General features: G+C 42.9%; 21 protein-coding genes and 2 pseudogenes. 17 read left to right on the top strand and 6 right to left on the bottom strand.

All coding sequences use genetic code 11. The annotated features are described in order from the left end of the window. Positions 1–110 precede the first annotated feature (110 nt). The 3 genes and pseudogenes from DFP79_RS13555 to DFP79_RS13565 form a co-directional block, all read left to right on the top strand. A complete protein-coding gene (locus DFP79_RS13555) occupies positions 111–623 on the top strand; it encodes an SEL1-like repeat protein (RefSeq protein ID WP_133504486.1) in 513 nt (170 codons plus the stop codon). A gap of 202 nt (positions 624–825) precedes the next feature. Continuing rightward, the gene (locus tag DFP79_RS13560; protein ID WP_133504487.1) at positions 826–1,677 is read left to right on the top strand and encodes a tyrosine-type recombinase/integrase; all 852 of its coding nucleotides are present in this window, start codon (positions 826–828) and stop codon (positions 1,675–1,677) included. Between the two features lie 5 nt (positions 1,678–1,682). After that, positions 1,683–2,786 (top strand): annotated as a pseudogene (locus DFP79_RS13565) (IS91 family transposase); the annotation flags it as partial. A 367-nt stretch (positions 2,787–3,153) separates the two neighbouring features. Here DFP79_RS13565 and DFP79_RS13575 read toward each other — a convergent pair. After that, a pseudogene (locus DFP79_RS13575) lies at positions 3,154–3,291 on the bottom strand (IS110 family transposase); the annotation flags it as partial. A gap of 118 nt (positions 3,292–3,409) precedes the next feature. Here DFP79_RS13575 and DFP79_RS13580 point away from each other — a divergent pair. The 4 genes from DFP79_RS13580 (at position 3,410) to DFP79_RS13595 (ending at position 5,297) form a co-directional block, all read left to right on the top strand. Beyond that, entirely contained in the window at positions 3,410–3,868 is a 459-nt protein-coding gene (locus tag DFP79_RS13580) for a hypothetical protein (RefSeq protein WP_133504488.1), read from the top strand. A gap of 167 nt (positions 3,869–4,035) precedes the next feature. After that, complete coding sequence (locus DFP79_RS13585) at positions 4,036–4,341, top strand: hypothetical protein (protein WP_133504489.1); 306 nt, start codon at positions 4,036–4,038, stop codon at positions 4,339–4,341. 117 nt (positions 4,342–4,458) lie between these two features. Continuing rightward, the gene (locus DFP79_RS13590) at positions 4,459–4,902 is read left to right on the top strand and encodes a GNAT family N-acetyltransferase (protein WP_133504490.1); all 444 of its coding nucleotides are present in this window, start codon (positions 4,459–4,461) and stop codon (positions 4,900–4,902) included. Between the two features lie 41 nt (positions 4,903–4,943). Then, complete coding sequence (locus tag DFP79_RS13595) at positions 4,944–5,297, top strand: VOC family protein (protein ID WP_133504491.1); 354 nt, start codon at positions 4,944–4,946, stop codon at positions 5,295–5,297. Between the two features lie 351 nt (positions 5,298–5,648). Here the strand turns inward: DFP79_RS13595 and DFP79_RS13600 are convergent, their stop codons facing one another. Then, complete coding sequence (locus DFP79_RS13600; protein ID WP_133504492.1) at positions 5,649–6,224, bottom strand: DoxX family protein; 576 nt, start codon at positions 6,222–6,224, stop codon at positions 5,649–5,651. Between the two features lie 477 nt (positions 6,225–6,701). On the opposite strand from DFP79_RS13600, the gene DFP79_RS13605 reads away from it, so the two are divergent. Further along, positions 6,702–7,130, top strand: a complete 429-nt coding sequence (locus DFP79_RS13605) for a GFA family protein (RefSeq protein ID WP_133504493.1) — start codon at positions 6,702–6,704, stop codon at positions 7,128–7,130. A 184-nt stretch (positions 7,131–7,314) separates the two neighbouring features. Here DFP79_RS13605 and glnK read toward each other — a convergent pair whose 3' ends face one another. Continuing rightward, on the bottom strand, positions 7,315–7,653 hold the full coding sequence (gene glnK, locus DFP79_RS13610) for a P-II family nitrogen regulator (RefSeq protein ID WP_133504494.1): 339 nt from the start codon (positions 7,651–7,653) through the stop codon (positions 7,315–7,317). Between the two features lie 127 nt (positions 7,654–7,780). On the opposite strand from glnK, the gene DFP79_RS13615 reads away from it, so the two are divergent. After that, entirely contained in the window at positions 7,781–8,155 is a 375-nt protein-coding gene (locus tag DFP79_RS13615; protein ID WP_133504495.1) for a hypothetical protein, read from the top strand. A gap of 79 nt (positions 8,156–8,234) precedes the next feature. Here the strand turns inward: DFP79_RS13615 and hemE are convergent, their stop codons facing one another. From hemE to DFP79_RS13630, 3 genes are all read right to left on the bottom strand, one after another. Then, positions 8,235–9,335, bottom strand: coding sequence for a uroporphyrinogen decarboxylase (gene hemE / locus DFP79_RS13620; RefSeq protein WP_133504496.1), 1,101 nt, complete (start codon positions 9,333–9,335; stop codon positions 8,235–8,237). Between the two features lie 161 nt (positions 9,336–9,496). Further along, complete coding sequence (locus DFP79_RS13625; protein WP_133504497.1) at positions 9,497–10,315, bottom strand: DUF2927 domain-containing protein; 819 nt, start codon at positions 10,313–10,315, stop codon at positions 9,497–9,499. Further along, positions 10,257–10,796 carry an NUDIX hydrolase gene (locus tag DFP79_RS13630; protein WP_133504498.1) on the bottom strand — a complete coding sequence of 180 codons (540 nt, stop codon included), beginning with the start codon at positions 10,794–10,796 and terminating at the stop codon, positions 10,257–10,259. The genes DFP79_RS13625 and DFP79_RS13630 overlap by 59 nt, the downstream gene beginning before the upstream one ends. A 367-nt stretch (positions 10,797–11,163) precedes the next feature. Between DFP79_RS13630 and astE the strand changes: the two genes are divergently transcribed. The 8 genes from astE (at position 11,164) to DFP79_RS13670 (ending at position 18,684) form a co-directional block, all read left to right on the top strand. Next, the gene (gene astE, locus DFP79_RS13635) at positions 11,164–12,210 is read left to right on the top strand and encodes a succinylglutamate desuccinylase (protein ID WP_133504499.1); all 1,047 of its coding nucleotides are present in this window, start codon (positions 11,164–11,166) and stop codon (positions 12,208–12,210) included. Positions 12,211–12,271: 61 nt separating this feature from the next. Then, the gene (locus DFP79_RS13640; protein WP_133504500.1) at positions 12,272–13,417 is read left to right on the top strand and encodes a zinc ABC transporter substrate-binding protein; all 1,146 of its coding nucleotides are present in this window, start codon (positions 12,272–12,274) and stop codon (positions 13,415–13,417) included. 96 nt (positions 13,418–13,513) lie between these two features. Beyond that, the gene (locus tag DFP79_RS13645) at positions 13,514–14,491 is read left to right on the top strand and encodes a KpsF/GutQ family sugar-phosphate isomerase (protein WP_133504501.1); all 978 of its coding nucleotides are present in this window, start codon (positions 13,514–13,516) and stop codon (positions 14,489–14,491) included. 66 nt (positions 14,492–14,557) lie between these two features. Continuing rightward, positions 14,558–15,415, top strand: a complete 858-nt coding sequence (gene kdsA, locus DFP79_RS13650) for a 3-deoxy-8-phosphooctulonate synthase (protein ID WP_133504502.1) — start codon at positions 14,558–14,560, stop codon at positions 15,413–15,415. Further along, positions 15,415–16,005, top strand: coding sequence for a KdsC family phosphatase (locus tag DFP79_RS13655; protein ID WP_133504503.1), 591 nt, complete (start codon positions 15,415–15,417; stop codon positions 16,003–16,005). Before kdsA ends, DFP79_RS13655 begins: the two co-directional genes overlap by 1 nt. A gap of 14 nt (positions 16,006–16,019) precedes the next feature. Next, positions 16,020–16,793 carry a 3-deoxy-manno-octulosonate cytidylyltransferase gene (gene kdsB, locus DFP79_RS13660; protein WP_133504504.1) on the top strand — a complete coding sequence of 258 codons (774 nt, stop codon included), beginning with the start codon at positions 16,020–16,022 and terminating at the stop codon, positions 16,791–16,793. Positions 16,794–16,839: 46 nt separating this feature from the next. Next, the gene (locus DFP79_RS13665; protein ID WP_133504505.1) at positions 16,840–17,583 is read left to right on the top strand and encodes a hypothetical protein; all 744 of its coding nucleotides are present in this window, start codon (positions 16,840–16,842) and stop codon (positions 17,581–17,583) included. A gap of 168 nt (positions 17,584–17,751) precedes the next feature. Beyond that, entirely contained in the window at positions 17,752–18,684 is a 933-nt protein-coding gene (locus DFP79_RS13670) for a type II secretion system protein N (protein WP_133504506.1), read from the top strand. Positions 18,685–18,694: the final 10 nt, after the last annotated feature.

Genomic DNA, 18,694 nt, shown 5'->3' on the forward strand with positions numbered 1-18,694 from the left:
TAAACAGCGGTGGCCTAACCTTGAAATCGAGGAGTGGTAGCCATTAACAAGTACATGCACAGCGACTCGTAAACTCGCGCGTGCTGTAAGCGTTATACGCAAGGAGAAATATGCGAGTTTTATTCGGAATAGTATTTCTAACCTTTTCCGTATTAGCTATAGGAAAGGAGAAGTGCGATCTAGAGTCAATCGGACTCGATTATCAATCTAGTGATATAGAAGTATATTTCTATACAGGTACATGTCATTACCGAAACGAAGACTACGGTTTAGCTGTTAAGAACTGGGAAAAATTGTCCCTTATTAAAGAGAATTCTGCTAAGGATGAGGAGCTGAAGATTGATGTCCTTAACAATCTCGGATATATGAAGTTCTTTGGCTTTGGAACACCAAAGGATCAAGATACAGCTATCAACTATTGGAAAGAAGCTATTTTGCTCGGTCATTACGAGGCGGAATATCACTTATGCCACGCATATGCAGATAAAAAAGAGCCTACATTTAATCTCGCTAAGGCAAAGAAGCATTGTGAAAAAGCCAAGTTAATTTATAAAGGCCAAGATGAACCTGATAAGGATATATTGTCAGATATAGAAACCTATCTTAATCAAATAAACGAGTAGGCGTATAACAAAGCCATCGTAGGGACTTCTTTTACGTCGCTTTGTTTATGTGCTTGAATAGCACATAAACAAACCAACTTCAAAGTCGCCCCACATGGCGGCGTTGAACTAAGCCGCTTCGCGGAGCGTTCTTTGAATACCCAAAATTAGCCGTTAGCGACCAAACTTAACTGTCCTGTTAATTCATTATAGGAGAGTTCATATGTCTGCGTTACATCAAAAAATCATCGATACAATGACCCTTGAAGGGTTATCTCCCCTGACTCAAAAGGCCTATCTTTATCAGATTGGTGAAGCCTCACGCTATTTTAACCTACCGCCCGACCGTATTCGGCGGGCAGATATACAGCGTTATATCCTACACCTTATACGGGATCGGGGCTGGAGTTGGTCAAGTTGCCGACAGAGTGTTCATGCTCTGAACTTCTTGTACCAGAAGGTGCTGTCTAGAAACCGTTTAAGAGTTGCTTTACCTCACCCCAATAAACAACAGCGTATTCCTGATCTTCTTTATCCAAACGAAGTACTTCGAATGATCTCAGCCTGCGAACGAGGAAAGGCGAAAGCAGCGATGATGCTGGCTTATGCCACAGGTATGAGAGCGGGAGAGGTAGTTAGGCTTAAAGTGCCTGATCTCGATGGTAGAAACAGCAGCATTAAAATCAGAGAAGGAAAGGGAAAGCGAGATCGCTACGTGTTGTTTCCAGAAGGGCTCAAAGCTCCCCTTAGAGAATACTGGAGGGTGTTTCGTCCGACAGATTATGTTGTTTACGGATTGGATAAGGATCGAAAAATCGATACCTCGACTCTGAGACGAGGTCTTAAGCTTGCAGCGCAACAGGCAGAAATAAATAAAGAAGTACGTTTTCATAGTTTGCGCCATGCGTTTGCGTGCCATCAACTATTAAGAGGCATGCCTCTTCCCAGACTTCAGATATTACTCGGTCATCAGGCCATCCAGACTACGTTCAGGTATTTACAATGGATTGCCATGATGGACCTAAAGGAAGAGTCGTCAGAAGACTTATTGAGACCTCTGGAGACAACGCAATGAAAGGTATGGAAAAGGTTAACCTTGCTCAGCTGGTTCAGCATTGTCGACAAAACCAAACCCTATGTGCAAGCCCACGGCAATGGCAGGTGCTTCATCACATTGAAGACTGCCGAACTGAAAAGATGGGAACAGGACAATACGAATGCCATCATTGTGGGTATCACTGGTACTGGCATCACAGCTGTCGAGATCGTCATTGTCCTCAATGTCAGACCAAAGCGAATGAAGATTGGGTAAGAAAACAAACAGAGCGAAGTGTGCCGGCGCCGTACTTCCATATCGTGTTTACTCTGCCTCATCAGCTCAATGAATGGATCAGCCAGCATGATAGAGTCATTTACCACGCCTTGTTTCACTCAGCTTGGCAAACCTTAAACGTGCTCGCGATTCGAAAATATCATGGTAGAGCAGGGATGACGGCCGTGTTGCATACTTGGGGGCAAACGTTGGCACGACATGTTCATCTGCATGCACTCGTGCCAGCCGGTGTACTGGGGACGCAATCTTGGAAGCGAGTCAACAAGTCGTATTTTTTACCCGTCAAACTGATGTCGAATCGATTTAGAGGGCTCATGGTGAGTCAGCTACGTGAAGCACACAAGCAAGGCGAATTGGAAGGTGTTACACAGCAACAGCTTACTTCTAAACTAAATGAACTTATGTCTGTTCCTTGGGTGGTGTATTGCAAATCCGCACTGGAATACCAAGAGACCCTGAACCGCTACCTTGCTCGTTATACGCATCGTATTGGCCTGAGTAATCACCGTATTCAGTCTTGGGATGGCGAGCATGTTCGCTTATCGTACAAAGACTACCGAACGAATACACAAAGCCAGATGACACTTACTCCCGAAGAGCTGCTAAGGCGGTTTTTGCTTCACGTTCTGCCAAAACGCTTCATGCGAGTAAGACACTATGGCTACATGTCGAATGCGATCCGACGAAAGAGCCTATTAAAAGTACGAGAGCAAGACACGCCCCGTCCTGAAAAAGATAAAAAGGAGCCGGAAGAAAAAAGCACCCAGCAGGAGTCTCCGGTAACGGGATGTCATTGCCCAGCTTGTGGGGATTCATCCGCTCACTACATAGGTGACGTCACCTCGAACCGTTGGAAGCGAGAAAGATTAAGAACAGGTAGCTTACTGGACACCCACCTAGTTTTTTTGATCTTGTTGACCTCACCGGACGCGTTGTTCGGGAGGATAAAAGAGGGTCAATCGATCTATCACTTTCGCCTATTTTACAAAGAGTGGGCATTTCTCACGAAAACTGGATAACGATTGCAACTCAGTTCGAATCAACCTCAAGCAGTATTGTAGGAGCGGAAGCGAGCTTAAAGGAATATTCGCACTCAAATCCTAAAGCCAGAGTAAACCGAAGGTGCACAAGGCTACTCGCGTAAGGTTTTAAATCGATAGATTTGATTGTGGAGCAGGAAAGTGTTTCGTGATTCTATGTAGTGGATGTCTTGCGTGTTTTGTTAATGGTTATTTTGGCACTAGAGATACGGCTGAAGTGGATGGGTTGAGCACCTCGTTGTTCTTCAATATAAGCGATTTCGACAAACTCTTTGTGAGTGTCCAAACCGATAAATAATATGCTATGGTCAGACATTCTAGCCTCCATTATTTAGTTGTATAAACACTAATTATGGCTCTGGTTTTACACTAACCCACGGAATCGGAGGCTAGCCCTCGTGAGGAGTCATTATGTCTATACCAAGGAGGAGTAAGTGAAGAAGTTTCTCAAGATTGTTGGAGTAGTAGTTGTTGTGATTATAACAACATTCGCAATTCTGGCTTTTTTGATGTTTAACAGCATCTCAGATACTAACGAAAAGGCAATTCCATTTATTGAAGAGAGTATGCCGTTAGTAACGACATGGAATATGGATAACTTTGGTGAGTTACTAACCCCAGAAACTTTGCAAAACCTAAGATCTGAAAGAGGCCAAAAAGTCATAACTTCTCTCTCAAGAATCGGAGACTTGAAAAGTTTCAAAAAGCCCACTTTTGTTAAATCCACCTCAAGCGCAAATTCTGAAGGAACAGGAGGGAAAACAGCCATTTATACGGTGGAGGCTGAGTTTGAGAATGGTCAAGGTTTGTTTACTTTTACGCTATTGGAATCAGAGTCAGGTTATCTAATTCACGGGATACATCTTAACTCAGACTTTTTTATGGAACAGTAGTGGTAAATTGGTATAACAAGGCAATAAACGAGGACGCATTGTCACTGCGGCAGGTTTTCAACGTGTCGTGAATACAATGGATTAAGCAGTTTTAGGCTGGTCACGGCTAACAAGTCAATGTTGTCGGACTCGCTAACATTCGCTACAAATTGAAGCGTTAGGTGCCTATGATAGATCTGCACAACAAAGTTCTTCTAGTGTCTCTTAAGCACATAGATGAAAACGAAAATGTAAGATATGACACATTCTTTGGCGTTGTTAATATATTTAATGACAATACTGTTGTTGTTGTTGATAAAGTTGGTGGTGGTCAAATCGATTTGCCATATGCTGATAGCCATTTCGAGCCTGCGACGGATGAGTGGTACGAGCTTAAAAATGGTGATTGGTCCGACGAAATTGATTTCATCGTCCAGATGGATGTTTTTGCAAATGATATTGCTTACGATAAATATGGTGCTAAAAACACCTAACAAGCGCCTCAACAAAGGACGTAAAAAGCTTGGCTTGCGCCACTTCGTTCCTAATTTTAGCCAAGCATTTTACGCCTGTTAGGCGGGCTTTAGCTGTATATGTCATGGGAGGTTAAAGTGGACGAATATATTGCGCTTGATCTGCTTACTCTATCCAAGCTTTCTGAAGAGGCAGATAGGCCGATAGATGTAAGTAAATATAGAGCTGCATTGGCTTTGGCAAAACACGCTGGTCTACTATTCGAATGTCGAAAAAATAGCGAACTTCGAGGTTACTTTACACTCCGAGAGCTAACCAAGGGCCTGTGGTTTGTTCCAATGTTTGTTGTGCATCCAAACCATCGAAACAAAGTGGTGTTTTGGTCGCTATTCTCACAGTTGAAGACATTCATAACTAAGCATCATGTGGTTACCTTGATAAGCAATGTTTATCGTAATAATGAGTTGTCTAATAACTTTCACAAGAAACTTGGTTTTTTGGTTACACGTGAAAATGAGCGTGGGTTTGAGTATACGCTCGAAATAAACGAGACGTTGCGAAAAAAGTGGCAAGAAGTTTAGGAAATACAAGTTAATTTGGCGTTATGTGGCAGGGAGGAGCTATGACCCCAGTAGCAGTTCTTGTTTATGTCCCCGATGTGGAGGCAGGGCTTCAGTGGTATCAGCAAGCGTTCCCAGAAGCTGTTCCAACTCATCTTCCAGACTTTGATTTCACGATACTCGATGTAAACGGGTTTTCTCTTGAAATCGTTCAATCTGATAACAAGGTTTCTGAGGGTAAAAAGGGAACTGTACTCTATTGGTCTGTGAGTGACTTTTCTGTTGCATTATCTCGTTTCGAAGCGCTTGGAGCCTCTTTATATCGTGGTCCAATGGAGATCGAAACTGGGCTCTCTATGTGCCAACTCGAAGATCCCTTTGGAAACTTAATCGGTCTACGTGGGGCAACCACATAACATAACAAAGCGTTTAAGAATTTGATTGTAGGGCTGAAAAATGTTCCGTGATTCTATGCAGTGGGTGTCTGTTAGTATGCATGATTTCTTTAAATAAGGTTAAGGATGTCAAAAAACCTTAAATGCCAAATGTTTGGTTTTTTACATGTTATTTTCTCAAAGTAGAAAGCTCAGGCTTACAGTAAAAGAAAATATAGGAAAGTTATTAATCTGAGAGTATTTAATTGTTGGTAAATAAAAATATTTGACCTTTTTCATAGAAAGATCCAATCCAATAGGGAGTCTTTCTATGAAAAAGGTAGAGCCGTTAACAGGCTAACTAATTATCGTGACCTAAATTCAGATAATAAATCAGAATTGCTTCTTCATCAGACGATCTATAGAGAAATAGCCACCACCAAATGCCGCAATCAGTAATGTTCCTACCGTCCAAAATAGAGAGGCTAAATAGGCTTTTAGTTGCACTAAATGCAGAAATTTAACGCCACCATCACTCAATCTTGAAATGCCTTCTGGAGTGAAAAAATCGCTACCTGCTTGAAGGGCTTCTATGCCTGCTGGTGTTAAAAACGCATGACCATAAGGGTGCGAAAAGTGAAACCACAAAGTGATTGCCAACATCACGGCATTGGCGATCGCAACAGGTCGAGTAAGAAAACCTGCAACAATAAACATCCCTCCAAAAAACTGCATAACCGCCAATAAAGGTGACCACAACCAACCTGGATAAAAACCAAGATGTTCGACAAAACCGACTTGAGCGAAAGGGTCGAGTATTTTTGGCCAGCCTTCAATAACCAACATTCCCCCAAAGATAATACGGAATATTAACCATCCGTAAGGTTGGGCAAACTGATTATATAAAGTACTCATAATAGGCAAAAACAAACGTTCCTCGCTACTCTGAAATATTGATACGTTAGACATATCCTTTCCTCCTTATAATTAATACTTGTAATGAGATTAGCACTTGGCCTTTGAAAAAATACTGATTCAAATCAAAAATTCCAGATGCAATTTATTGTTTGAAAACATACTGATTCAAATCAAAAAATCTAGATGCACTTTATTGTTTTAAAACGTTTTTTGATTTCTTAACACGGTTTAATCTGATTATTAAAGTGTTTACAAAAGGGCGAAGTTGGCCTAAAAATATGAGGGATATGTAAACTGTTTTTGCGTAATACAGGCGGCCATAACTTTGCTTTATTGGTTAAGTTGCATCAAAAAAGGAGCGGCTCGTTTGCAGTGGATCACGGCTCCAGTTATCTAGCAGGCTCACAGGTTATATGAGTCATTAAATACTGGTAAAAGCACGTGACATTTTTTATACATACAACGCTTAACAAGGCCAAGCACAATCGTGCAATGCGGTGTTAAGTGTAAGGGTTACAAGTGACTAATATGATCGGAAAATGTCTTTGTGGAAAAGTCCAATTTGAGATACTTAGGGAGATGCCAAACCTCTACCAATGCCACTGCTCTCTGTGTAGAAAAGTAACGGGTACTTCGGCAAATGCCGCTACATTTATAGAGCTAGAAGAATTTAATTGGCTGAGCGGCCAAGAACATATTCGATCATATGTTAAAGATACGGGGTTTCGCTCAGATTTTTGCCTCTCATGTGGTAGCCCTGTTCCCAACGTGCTCACGAATACCGATATGTATTGGGTTCCAGCGGGGTTGCTGGAAGAAACAGACGGGTTTAAAGTCGTTCAGCATATATACTCAGAATCTAAGGCGCACTGGGATGTGATTTGTGGTGGTGAAGAACACGCAGAAATGCCAAGCTTAGAATCGCTTAACAAGGCATTGAAGCAGACAAGCAGCTAAATGCCGCGGTTAGCCATGAGTAAAACAGACCACCCATAACTTTGCGTTAATAACCGACGGGGATGCTCAATACGTCGGTTTAGCACCTCCCCCTTACTTAAGAGGGAGGCTGGGAGGAAGCGTATAAACACTGGATTTAAAAGTTGAACCTATTCACAAGAAACGCAGCAAGCGTAAAGAGCACTTAGACTGCGTCAGATCCTGTTTCACCGGTACGTATACGTATAATTTGTTCTAGGCTAGTAACAAAGATCTTACCATCGCCAATCTTACCTGTATTCGCGCTTTTTTGAATGACTTCAATTGCGTGATCAACTTCATTGTCGTCTACAGCAAGTTCTAATTTCACCTTAGGAAGGAAGTCGACAACATATTCGGCGCCACGATACAGTTCGGTATGTCCGCGTTGTCTGCCAAACCCTTTTACTTCGGTTACAGTGATACCGCTGATTCCTATTTCTGACAGTGCTTCACGAACTTCGTCTAATTTGAACGGCTTCACAATCGCTGTGACTAACTTCATTACCTATCTCCGAGATATCCAAAAATTATGCAGTTAAAAATATCACTCAATTTAGGACTTCGCCACCAAAGTTAATACATTGAACTATATTTAATGCCTGAAGGATAAAAATAATAGAGATAGAGCGATGAATCACAGCGAATTTATCAAGTTTGAAGCAGGGATTGACGACTTTGTTGGCGATCTTAAGTCAGAGCTAAAACAGAATGCATTACAACTGACCAAAGTGTCGGTTCCTCAATGTTTGGCCAGCTATCGGGTGGCGAATACGAAATGTGATGCACATCTTAGATTGGTGTTAATGGGGTATCCCGAGGGAGGTGCGATTGCCCGAGTCTCATGGCTGGGTGTTAAAGGACAAGAACGGACGTGTTGTTATGTAAACGATGTATTTGAAGCGGTCACGTTAAAAGCAAACGGTCGATGGGCAAAAAGTAAACGCAACCCGAGGGAGAGTTGCATGAGAGAGCTGGCCTGTCTTTTAGAGGAAAGACAACGGTAAAAAAGCAGTCAGTCTGATATGGCGGTTTCAATTAACCGCCATATCAGCGTACTCAGAATCGATATATGAACTTTGAATGCTAAAGATCGTTAAGCGAGTCTAGGTCGTCGTATTTTGTTTCGTGGTATTGGCGACCAAGTTCGTGAACCGCATCAATGAGGTATTTCGGGTGGTCTGGATTAACAAACTGGTGAATACCATGGCCAAGGTTAAAGACATGGCCTGTGCCTTGACCAAATCCTTCGAGGACTAGACCGACTTCTTTTTCGATGACATCTTTGTCGGCATACAGTACGCAAGGATCAATGTTTCCTTGAAGTGCGACTTTGTCTCCTACTCTGGCACGAGCTTCTGCTATGTCAGTCGTCCAATCCAACCCTATTGCGTCTGGGCCTGTCGCTGCCATATTTTCAAGCCATTGACCTCCGTTTTTTGTGAACATAATAACAGGGATTTTGCGACCTTCATGTTCACGAATCAATCCATCCATGATTTGTTTCATGTACATTAACGAGAATCGCTGATACATCGGGCCGCTTAGTACGCCTCCCCAAGTATCAAATATTTGAACCGCTTGTGCGCCTGCCTTAATTTGCCCATTTAGATAATCGGTTACGGATACCGCTAGCTTGTGCAATAAAGCATGTAATACGTCGGGAGTCTGATACATCATGGCTTTAATATGACGGAAATCTTTGCTGGATCCGCCTTCAACCATGTAGGTAGCAAGTGTCCATGGGCTGCCGGAGAAGCCAATCAATGGAACTCGACCATCTAGAGCATTACGAATTGTGGTGACCGCTCGCATTACATAGTCTAAATCAGACACGGTGGCGATAGGCAAAGCATCAACGTCTGCTTTTGTGCGAACTGTGTGTTTGAACTTTGGACCTTCGCCCGTTTCGAAGTACAAACCCAGACCCATAGCGTCTGGGATGGTGAGGATGTCTGAAAATAAGATTGCTGCATCCAGTTCGTATCTTTCTAATGGTTGAAGTGTGACTTCACACGCAAAGTCCTGATTTTTGCATAAACTTAAAAAGTCTCCTGCAGTGGCGCGCGAGGCTCTGTATTCAGGGAGATAGCGTCCGGCTTGGCGCATCATCCATACTGGGGTTGTATCTACTGGCTCTTTTAAGAGTGCGCGTAGAAAACGGTCATTTTTAAGCTCAGGAAACATTCAATCACTCCGACTATTGCGTACTCTTAAGTGGTTGTTTTAAGAGTCGCCAGAAAAATATGTCGGCATTTTACCGTAACGACATAAAAAAGCAGAAAAATAATAATAATTTATGACACAAATTAAGAGTATCCCCATTATTTTTCAAAAAGTATGCGGTTTTATTCTCCAAGGTAGCGTTTTAGGCTGTACTCTTGAACCTTACTAGTGGCTTCTTCAATGTCTCTAGTTTGGTGCAGATCTCGCATTATGAGAGGGAGAACGGCTTTGGTTTGGTTGACATTAAGCCCGGTTGTGAGCCTTGGTGAGTACAATGTACGCAGTAATAGATAATCAAGTGGGCTGAGATATTGATCCGTACTTACGTCATTAAATATGGAAGGGTACACCTCATTGGAGTCGTTGGGTAAACCAAGAAGTTGAGTGATCTCTTCAACAATACAATCAAGAAATCGTGCTTTTTGTCGTGCATAATCGACGGGTATGATGATGACTCCTTTGACAATTTCTCTGCTTTTATTCAGCGAGAAATTACCGAGACAGACGGCTTCATTTAGCGCTTTTCTAATTCTGTTAGGGTCACCAATATATTGCCTTACTTTGTCTTCCATTTGCTTGTAATAGGTGAAAACGGCAAATAGATTGGCCTCATTACGGTTTAGAGTGAAGTCAATGGGAACACCGGTAATATGAGACAGATGTTGTGCATGGACACTTAGGAGCTCTTTTTGAAAGGCAGAGTCGCCTGCATTACTGTCGAAAAATATCTTGATGGGTTGCTCCCAGCGAACCAGTTTGGGGTTCGCTGTTTCCTTGTATTCTCGCTCCAGAGCAATTTTTATAAAGCTACTTTCGATGTATGAATCGTGCTGCCATCGTTCGATAGAGGCTGCGTTATTTGAAAGTAAGCACGCCCATAAACTACAAAGGGTCAGAAGGATGGGCTTGAGTGTGTTTTTCTGCGTATTGTTTAAAAGCATCGAGAGAGTCCGGTGTGAACGACAACCCTTCAGGGTTGCTGAGAATAAAATCAACCGACATCTCTTCAACCGCAGCGACTTCTTTGGGTTGAAGTGTCAGTTCCCCGTGTTTTCTTTTGTCATAGCAGGCAGTGTAAAGCTTTCCCCATATTCGATAGCCTTCACCTTCGGTAAAAAATACACCTTGCGAAGTTAATGGGATGGATATGCCTAACTCTTCTTCTAGTTCTCTTGTTGCGCACGATTCATAGGTTTCACCACTCTCAACGACGCCGCCTGTCGTGATGCCAAAATAACCGGGACAAAATGCTTTATCGTCGGTTCTTTTTTGAACAATTAGTGTGTTTTGAGGTGTAAAAACTAAAACGTAAGTTACTCTGTGAATATCGACGCCAAATCTCATTTTCTGACGAGATACTTCGCCTATCACGTTATTTTCTTTATCAACCAGTGCAATGATTTCTTCTTTAGCTGATGTCAATGTTAAGTCACTATTAATGTAGGTTGAGATCTTTGCACGACGATTACGCTCTCCAATACATTGTTCAAAATAGACTTGTCTTGGCTTTACTCGTGACTTCGTGCAATGGTCTCAGGTTGTATTTGTTGTTTAGGCTTGTCGGAGTGATCATGATTCACTTTTTCAGCACGTCTTTCTAAAGAGTATATATATTTGGCAAATATTGAAAGGAAACGGGCTTACGGAGTGTTGAGAATTTACTTTCTATAGCGCTGATTTTGTCTGCTTTCCTAATTGCGACAAAGATTTATGTCAAATCTACCAGAGTGTATGTTGCAGAGTTGGAATTTTGTAGGATTTATATCTCTGATTACTTGGAGCGTTTTTAATGTTGTATCCCAATAATGATTTTCTAAAGTATACGCTCGAAAACCCTGAAAATTGTGACCATAACGTTGGTGTATTTAATCATTTTGATGTCATTAAGGATGCGCCGGGCGTGTTGCGCTTCGAGCCAAATTTGACGGCAAAACCTGTTGAGGATGCTAAGCCAATCAGTTTGGTTTTATCAACCGGGATACACGGTAACGAAACAGGGCCAATGGAGCTGGTCAATGATGTGGTTAAGGATATCCTGAACACAAAGCTTAGGTTAGCGGTACGATTGTTGGTGATCGTGGGTAACCCTTACGCTGCGCTAAAGGGAACGAGGTTTTGCGATGTAAATTTAAATCGTCTCTTTTTGGGCGCCTATGAAAAGTATTCGGGGCTTGAAGTTGCAAGAGCGATTGAGCTTGAGAGGTGCGTCACGCAGTTTTTTGAAAAAGCGCCTCAAGAGCACGTTAGGCTACATTACGATTTGCATACGGCGATCCGAGGCTCGAAATACAAGAAGTTTGCTGTTCACCCGTTTGTTAGTAAGCGGCATTATGACCCTTCTCAGTTCTCATTCTTAACGGCGTGCGGTATCGATGCGTTACTGCTATCACATCAACCCACTACCACTTTTTCATATTATAGCTATGCGATGCATGGCGCTCATGCATTCACTGTTGAGCTTGGTAAAGTGCAACCGTTTGGTTGCAACGACTTGTCGGAGCTTAAGCACATAGACGCCGGTTTGAGGGCTCTTATTGAAAAGGCATGCTTGGTTCAGAGTGATGAAAAACCGATGAAAGTCTTCAAAATCATCGACGCACTTATAAAAGATTCGGAAAATTATCGGTTGAATATTGATGCAGAAGCGGAAAATTTTACCTTGTTCGATAAAGGTACTGTGCTGGCCCAATCAGAAAAGGGAATGTATCAAATAGAGCAAGCGGGGGATGCCATAGTATTTCCGAATACAAATATACCGTTAGGCCAGAGAGCTGGCCTTGTTGTTCGTGAAGTAAAAAATAAGGATCTTTTTTGTGAACCTAGGGTTGGGGCTTGAATTGCCAGAATAAAAAACGTAGTGTTATGTTATAACGTTTGAAAATATCTGGAGTGTTAACATGAAAAAAGCATTTGCCGCATTAACTGCAATGGGTTTATCTAGCGCGGTGATCGCGGATCCTATCGTGGTTACGAGTGTAAAACCCGTGAGCATGATTGTTTCAGCAATTGCGGGCGATCACGCAAAAGTTGAGCAAATAGTATCGAATAATGCTTCTCCACATGATTTTGCACTTCGACCTTCTGATCTTCGAAAGCTCTCTAATGCTGATTCTATCGTTTGGGTCGGCCATTCTTTAGAGCACTTTTTAACGAAACCCATTGCGAATTTAGGTGAATCTAAGGATATAGAGTGGATGGATTTAAAAGGTGTCCATCTTCAAAATTTTGGTGAAAAACACGAGCATCATCATGACGAAGACCATGATGAACATCACGAAGACCATGATGAGCATCACGAAGACCACGATGAGCATCACGAAGACCACGATGAGCATCACGAAGACCACGATGAACATCACGAAGACCACGATGAACATCACGAAGACCATGATGAACATCACGAAGGCCACGATGAGCATCACGAAGACCATGATGAGCATCACGAAGACCATGATGAACATCACGAAGACCACGATGAACATCACGAAGGCCATGATGAACATCACGAAGACCACCATCACGATCACAGTGGGGTGAACCCTCATGTATGGATGGATCCTCACAACGCGATAGTGCTTGCCGAGGCAGTAAAAGATCAGTTAAGTAAAATTGATCCAGATTCCGCTTCTTATTACGAAGAAAACTTCCATGAATTTGAGGAAAGCGTAGAAGCTGCTGAGCACAATCTTGAGCACGAGCTTGAGGATGTAAAAGAAGTGCCTTATGTTGTTTTCCATGACGCGTACGGGTATTTCGAATCCCACTTTGGTCTTAGCAACGCGGGTGCAATTACATTGAGCCCTGAACGTAAACCGGGTGCGAAAACGGTCGCGGATATTCGAGAGCGCATTCAAGATCACCAAATACAATGTATTTTCAGCGAGCCTCAATTTAGCCCTGCCATTGTTGAAACCTTGATTGACGGCACAGACGTTAAGACTGCGGTATTAGACCCACTTGGCGGAGATGTGAAAATGGGCACGAATGCATACATTGCATATCTTAAATCGTTAGAAAGCGCATTTATAAGCTGTCTAAAATAGTTTATTTTTAAACGCAATAGCCAAGACCCAATTCGCCTAGTCGAGTTGGGTCTTGGTCTGTATAATACCGCCAACTCTAAAACCATGAGATGGCTTATGAATCCTAGCTCTCAAGCATTGCGTTTAAGCGATGATGCAATTCTCGACAGTGCCAGAATTACTCTGGATACCCAGGCAAAGGCGCTAACTGGGTTGTCTCAACGAATTTCAAACGAATTTTCACAAGCGGTCAAAATGATATTAGCCACGACAGGGCGTGTCATTGTGTGCGGCATGGGGAAATCAGGCCTAATTGGCAAGAAGATTGCGGCCACCCTAGCCTCTACTGGAACGCCTTCGTTTTTCCTCCATCCTGGAGAAGCTTTTCATGGCGATCTAGGCATGATTCAGCAAGAAGATCTTGTACTTCTAATCAGTTACTCCGGTGAAACGGAAGAAGTTATACGTTTGCTCCCTTCCTTGAGTAATTTTGGTAATCCTCTTATAGCGATTGCTGGAAACCCTTCCTCTACTTTGGCGACTCATTGTCAGTGTTTTTTAAACATCGCCGTAGATCGAGAAGCTTGCCCAAATAATTTAGCACCCACTACGTCCACTACACTTACGGCTGCAGTTGGTGATGCGCTTGCTGTAGCGTTAATGGAATGCCGAGATTTTCAGCCGCAAGATTTTGCACGTTTTCATCCTGGTGGGAGCTTAGGTCGAAAGCTGCTGACTCGCGTAAAAGATTTAATGCATAAAGAAAATTTGCCAACTTGTCCTGCTGATATGCCGTTATCGGAGGCTATATCTGTTATGACAGCAGGGCGAATGGGCGTTGTATTGATTCAAGATAATGACCGCATTGAAGGCATTTTTACTGACGGAGATCTGCGTCGAGCTTTGCTAAAAAAAGGCGAGAACATTATGTCGAAGCCTATGTCAGATTTGATGACAGCAACTCCGAAAACGATTCATCAAGATGTGATGATCGTTGAAGCGGAAGAACGAATGATCGATGAGAAGATTACATTACTTGTTGTCGTGAACGATTCTGAATCTGTTGTTGGGCTATTAGAAATTTACGATCGCTAGTTGACTGTCGGACGACGGCAGCTTCCTAACGAATTCACCCAGTTTTATATTTTTAGAGAATTAACCATGGCTCAAACAAGCAAAGTAATTCGAATTGGCAACAAGGTAGAAGTTGCGAACCATCTACCATTTGTACTTTTTAGTGGCGTAAATGTGTTGGAATCTCGCGATCTGGCAATGCGCGTTGCGGAAGAGCATGTGAAAGTAACAGAAGAATTGAATATTCCTTATGTATTCAAAGGATCATTCGATAAAGCAAACCGTTCGTCGATCAACTCTTTTCGAGGCCCAGGCTTAGAAGAAGGGTTGAAGATCCTTGAAGAAATCAAAAACACCTTTGATGTTCCCGTGATAACAGACGTTCATGAGGTTGAGCAGTGTGCTCCGACTGCCGAAGTGGCTGACGTTATCCAATTGCCTGCATTTTTATCTCGTCAAACGGATCTAGTAGTTGCGATGGCGCAAACAGACGCTGTCATTAACATTAAAAAAGCTCAGTTCTTAGCGCCGCATGAGATGAAACACATTTTGACCAAATGTCAGGAAGCCGGAAACGATCAATTGATGTTGTGTGAGCGTGGCACAATGTTCGGGTATAACAACTTGGTGGTTGATATGCTGGGCTTTGGAGAAATGAAGAAGTTTGATTATCCTGTGATGTTTGATGTAACTCATGCATTACAACGACCTGGCGGTCGTTCTGACTCCGCAGATGGTCGTAGGGCACAAGTAACTGAATTGGCTCGTGCTGGTATGTCTCTTGGGTTAAGCAGCATGTTCCTTGAAACTCATCCATCACCGAACGAAGCGCGATGTGACGGCCCATGTGCATTGCCACTTGATAAGCTGAGCGCATTTCTTAAGCAAATAAAGCAACTTGATGAGTTGGTTAAAACTTTCGAAGAATTGGATACGAGCGCTTAATGGACACACAGCTTCTTTCGCAGTACCACGAAATTTCCGAAGACCCTTCGTTGATAGAGACACTTCGAAGCGTATCTTTGGTGATTTTTGATGTGGATGGCGTTTTAACGGACGGCGGGCTTTTGTATTCAGAATCAGGGGAATGCATTAAGCGTTTCAATGTCAAAGACGGCGTGGCGATGAAGTTGCTGCCTAAGTGGGGCGTAGAGGTTGCGGTTATTACGGCAAAAGATTCTGCCCCGCTGCATAAGCGCATGAAAGATTTGAATGTAAAACATTTTTACCCCGGGTGTCATGATAAAGCGGCCGCATTTACTGAGCTAAAAAGCAAACTTGGTGTAGAGTCTCAAACGGTTGTTTACATTGGAGATGACGTAATTGACTTGCAGGTAATGCCGTTGGTTGGAATGTCTATTTGTCCAAACGATGCGCATTTGTTAGTGAGACGTCATTGTGATTTGACGTTAAAGGCCGCGGGTGGCACTGGTGCTGCGCGTGAACTGGCGGATTTGATTCTGGCAGCAAGGATGCCTTTAGAAGATGCCTATGAATTAGCGATGCAACCTGCGTTCGAAGCAAAAGAGAATTAAGAGACTTTTACATCATGAACAACGACCTTCCAGATTTTCACATTGTCATACCTGCGCGTTACGATTCGCAGCGTTTCCCTAAGAAATTGCTGCAAGATTTAGGGGGCAAGCCCGTTTTACAATGGGTTTTTGAGCTTGCTACCAAAGCAGGGGCAAAGAGCGTTACTATCGCTACGGATCATGACTCTATTTATGACGCAGCGGTGAAATTTGGCGCAGACGTTTTGATGACACGAGATGATCATGAAAACGGAACAGAACGACTTGCAGAGGTTGCAATCGCTAAAAACTGGGGCGATTCTGAAATTGTGGTCAATGTACAAGGTGATGAGCCTTTTTTGCCGATTGAGCTGATTCACAGAGCCGTTGCCGCGTTAGCGAAGGACTCGGTGTCTGAAATGGCGACCGTTGCTTGTAAGATTGAGCGTTCAGACGATCTCTTTAATCCCAATGTTGTAAAAGTCGTTCTTTCTGATAATGGTCGAGCGCTGTATTTTAGTCGTGCTCCGATACCGTGGAGTCGAGAAGATTTCACTATGTTGCAGGTGCCTGAATCATTGTCAGACGACTATGCCGCCTATCGGCATGTTGGGCTGTATGTGTACCGTGTTGGGCTTTTATCTCGCTATGCGAGTATGGCTGTGTCTCCTTTGGAAAAGTGGGAAAAACTAGAGCAGTTGCGCTTTTTACATCACGATGTAAGTATACAAGTAGCGATTGCAGAGTCTCTTCCGCCACATGGCGTAGACACAATTGAAGATCTTGAAAAGCTGCGCTTAGAGCTTTAATAAGCTCTAAATCTTGGTAGCGAGAAAGAACGAAAAGGAAGCAGTAATGATCTCTCGTAGAGTAATAACACATACTATATGGGTTGCTCTGGTGTTGTGTGCGTCAGTTGCTTGGTATTTGCCACTGAATTACTGGTATCCCTTGATTCAGGGCGTTGCCCCTGCGAGCGTCTCTATCCAGTCTTTAGATGGGCATTGGTGGCAAGGAAAAGCGCGACTCACGATTCCCAATTTAAAGGGGAGTGTTGATATCAGTTGGAATGGATTGCCATTTCTAAAACAAGCTGACGTTCAAGCTGAGCATAACCGATTTCAGATACTGGGTGACGTTCAGGCGACGACAGAAGGTTTCTTATTAAACATCGACTATGCCCGAATCAACGCAGATATCGCCAACTCCGCATTGTCCGCACAAAAGGTGGGATTGTCTGGTATGCCCATTTACCTTGATAAATGGCAGCTAAACTGGGAGTGGGGGGCAATGATCCCGGTCTCTGTCTTTGGTGAAGGCAAATGGGATTCTGGCAGCATATTCTTTAAAAATGGCAATCGCTCTCAACAAGCAAACGTAGATCATTGGCAATTGTTAGCAAGCACTTCAGCAAAGCAGCCACGCTTTGGTTTACTCAATGCTTCCAGCGAGAAAATGATCGATGTAAAAACGCTTGAGAACAATGAGGTTGAGCTGTCAATAATGCCCAGCTTTTTGAAAGAGCTTGGTATTAAGTGGAACGGAGATCCTAGTTATCCTGCATTTGTGCTTGTTCAGCCAATTGGCTTTACCATGTAACCGTGTTAATGCTCAGCTTTATAATTTAGTTGTAAAGTATTGCTCTTGATCGTTTATAAATTATCGACATGTTTGAAAGATGGAAGTAAAGTGGTTTCAGTTAAGATGGCTCTTAGAGTCAGTGATATCAAGCTGCAACTGGGAATAGTAAGTTGAGGATTAACTAACGTGTTATCGTTGCTCATAAATGCAACTAAATCGATCATGATTTTTAGTAGCGTCACGCTCATCGCATGGCAAGCTGGTAAGTGGGTGACTGTCGGCACGGTTGGCCATGATGAATTATACTTGCCAAAAGTTTACGAACCTACGCGACAATCGAACGAGAACTCGATTCCTACACCCTCAAAAGATATGTTTGGTGTGCTTCCTACTGTTAAAAAAGAAGCATCATTAGACAAAACAATTAAAAAGACTAAATTGAATTTGCTCCTTAAAGGAGTATTTCCTGCGTCAGAAAAGTCGAACGGAATGGCTATTATCACGTCAAAAGGCGCGAAAGATACGCTGTACAAAGTAGGCGAGAAAATTTCTTCAAATGTTAAATTAAACGAAGTCTTTGATTCATACGTTATTATCGAGCGCTCAGGCGTAAAAGAGAAACTTACCTTTCCAGATGCGTCCAACAGTCTGTTTACATCTAGCTCAGACGGCGAAACCTTACCTGCAATTACACAAAATCGTGCTCAGTCAGCTGTGCTGCCCGGAAGCGCAAGGTCGGCCTATCAATCTATGTCAGGTGATGTGAAAGAGTATGATCAATCATCGAAACGACGCGACCCGTTAATCGAAGATTTGAATCAAATGACAGTAAAAGAATTGATCGATAACTATGAGAGTAAATTTACACAAGACCCTCAAGGCTTACTAAATTCAACAGGGTTAGAAGCAACAGGCAGCTCTTATAAGGTTGTCGCTGGCAGTCCCTTAACTCGCATTGGGTTGAAAGTGGGAGATGAGATAGTTTCAGTTAACGGTAAAACGGTCGGTAATGTATCTCAGGATGCTAGTTTGGCCAGTGTAATGCGATCTCAAGGGGTCGCTCGTATTGAAATGCGTCGCGGAGCACGACGCTTCTTTGTCAATTATCCTGTGAGATAGGAAAAGGATC

Origin of the sequence: Marinomonas balearica, assembly GCF_004362145.1 — a bacterium.
Taxonomy (GTDB): domain Bacteria; phylum Pseudomonadota; class Gammaproteobacteria; order Pseudomonadales; family Marinomonadaceae; genus Marinomonas; species Marinomonas balearica.

Excerpts from the sequence above, each read along its gene's own strand:
- DFP79_RS13555 (WP_133504486.1), top strand. The coding sequence starts at position 111 with ATGCGAGTTTTATTCGGAATAGTATTTCTAACCTTTTCCGTATTAGCT.
- DFP79_RS13560 (WP_133504487.1), top strand. The coding sequence starts at position 826 with ATGTCTGCGTTACATCAAAAAATCATCGATACAATGACCCTTGAAGGG.
- DFP79_RS13585 (WP_133504489.1), top strand. The coding sequence starts at position 4,036 with ATGATAGATCTGCACAACAAAGTTCTTCTAGTGTCTCTTAAGCACATA.
- DFP79_RS13595 (WP_133504491.1), top strand. The coding sequence starts at position 4,944 with ATGACCCCAGTAGCAGTTCTTGTTTATGTCCCCGATGTGGAGGCAGGG.
- DFP79_RS13600 (WP_133504492.1), bottom strand. The coding sequence starts at position 6,224 with ATGTCTAACGTATCAATATTTCAGAGTAGCGAGGAACGTTTGTTTTTG.
- DFP79_RS13605 (WP_133504493.1), top strand. The coding sequence starts at position 6,702 with ATGATCGGAAAATGTCTTTGTGGAAAAGTCCAATTTGAGATACTTAGG.
- glnK (WP_133504494.1), bottom strand. The coding sequence starts at position 7,653 with ATGAAGTTAGTCACAGCGATTGTGAAGCCGTTCAAATTAGACGAAGTT.
- DFP79_RS13615 (WP_133504495.1), top strand. The coding sequence starts at position 7,781 with ATGAATCACAGCGAATTTATCAAGTTTGAAGCAGGGATTGACGACTTT.
- hemE (WP_133504496.1), bottom strand. The coding sequence starts at position 9,335 with ATGTTTCCTGAGCTTAAAAATGACCGTTTTCTACGCGCACTCTTAAAA.
- DFP79_RS13625 (WP_133504497.1), bottom strand. The coding sequence starts at position 10,315 with ATGCTTTTAAACAATACGCAGAAAAACACACTCAAGCCCATCCTTCTG.
- astE (WP_133504499.1), top strand. The coding sequence starts at position 11,164 with ATGTTGTATCCCAATAATGATTTTCTAAAGTATACGCTCGAAAACCCT.
- DFP79_RS13640 (WP_133504500.1), top strand. The coding sequence starts at position 12,272 with ATGAAAAAAGCATTTGCCGCATTAACTGCAATGGGTTTATCTAGCGCG.
- DFP79_RS13645 (WP_133504501.1), top strand. The coding sequence starts at position 13,514 with ATGAATCCTAGCTCTCAAGCATTGCGTTTAAGCGATGATGCAATTCTC.
- kdsA (WP_133504502.1), top strand. The coding sequence starts at position 14,558 with ATGGCTCAAACAAGCAAAGTAATTCGAATTGGCAACAAGGTAGAAGTT.
- DFP79_RS13655 (WP_133504503.1), top strand. The coding sequence starts at position 15,415 with ATGGACACACAGCTTCTTTCGCAGTACCACGAAATTTCCGAAGACCCT.
- kdsB (WP_133504504.1), top strand. The coding sequence starts at position 16,020 with ATGAACAACGACCTTCCAGATTTTCACATTGTCATACCTGCGCGTTAC.
- DFP79_RS13665 (WP_133504505.1), top strand. The coding sequence starts at position 16,840 with ATGATCTCTCGTAGAGTAATAACACATACTATATGGGTTGCTCTGGTG.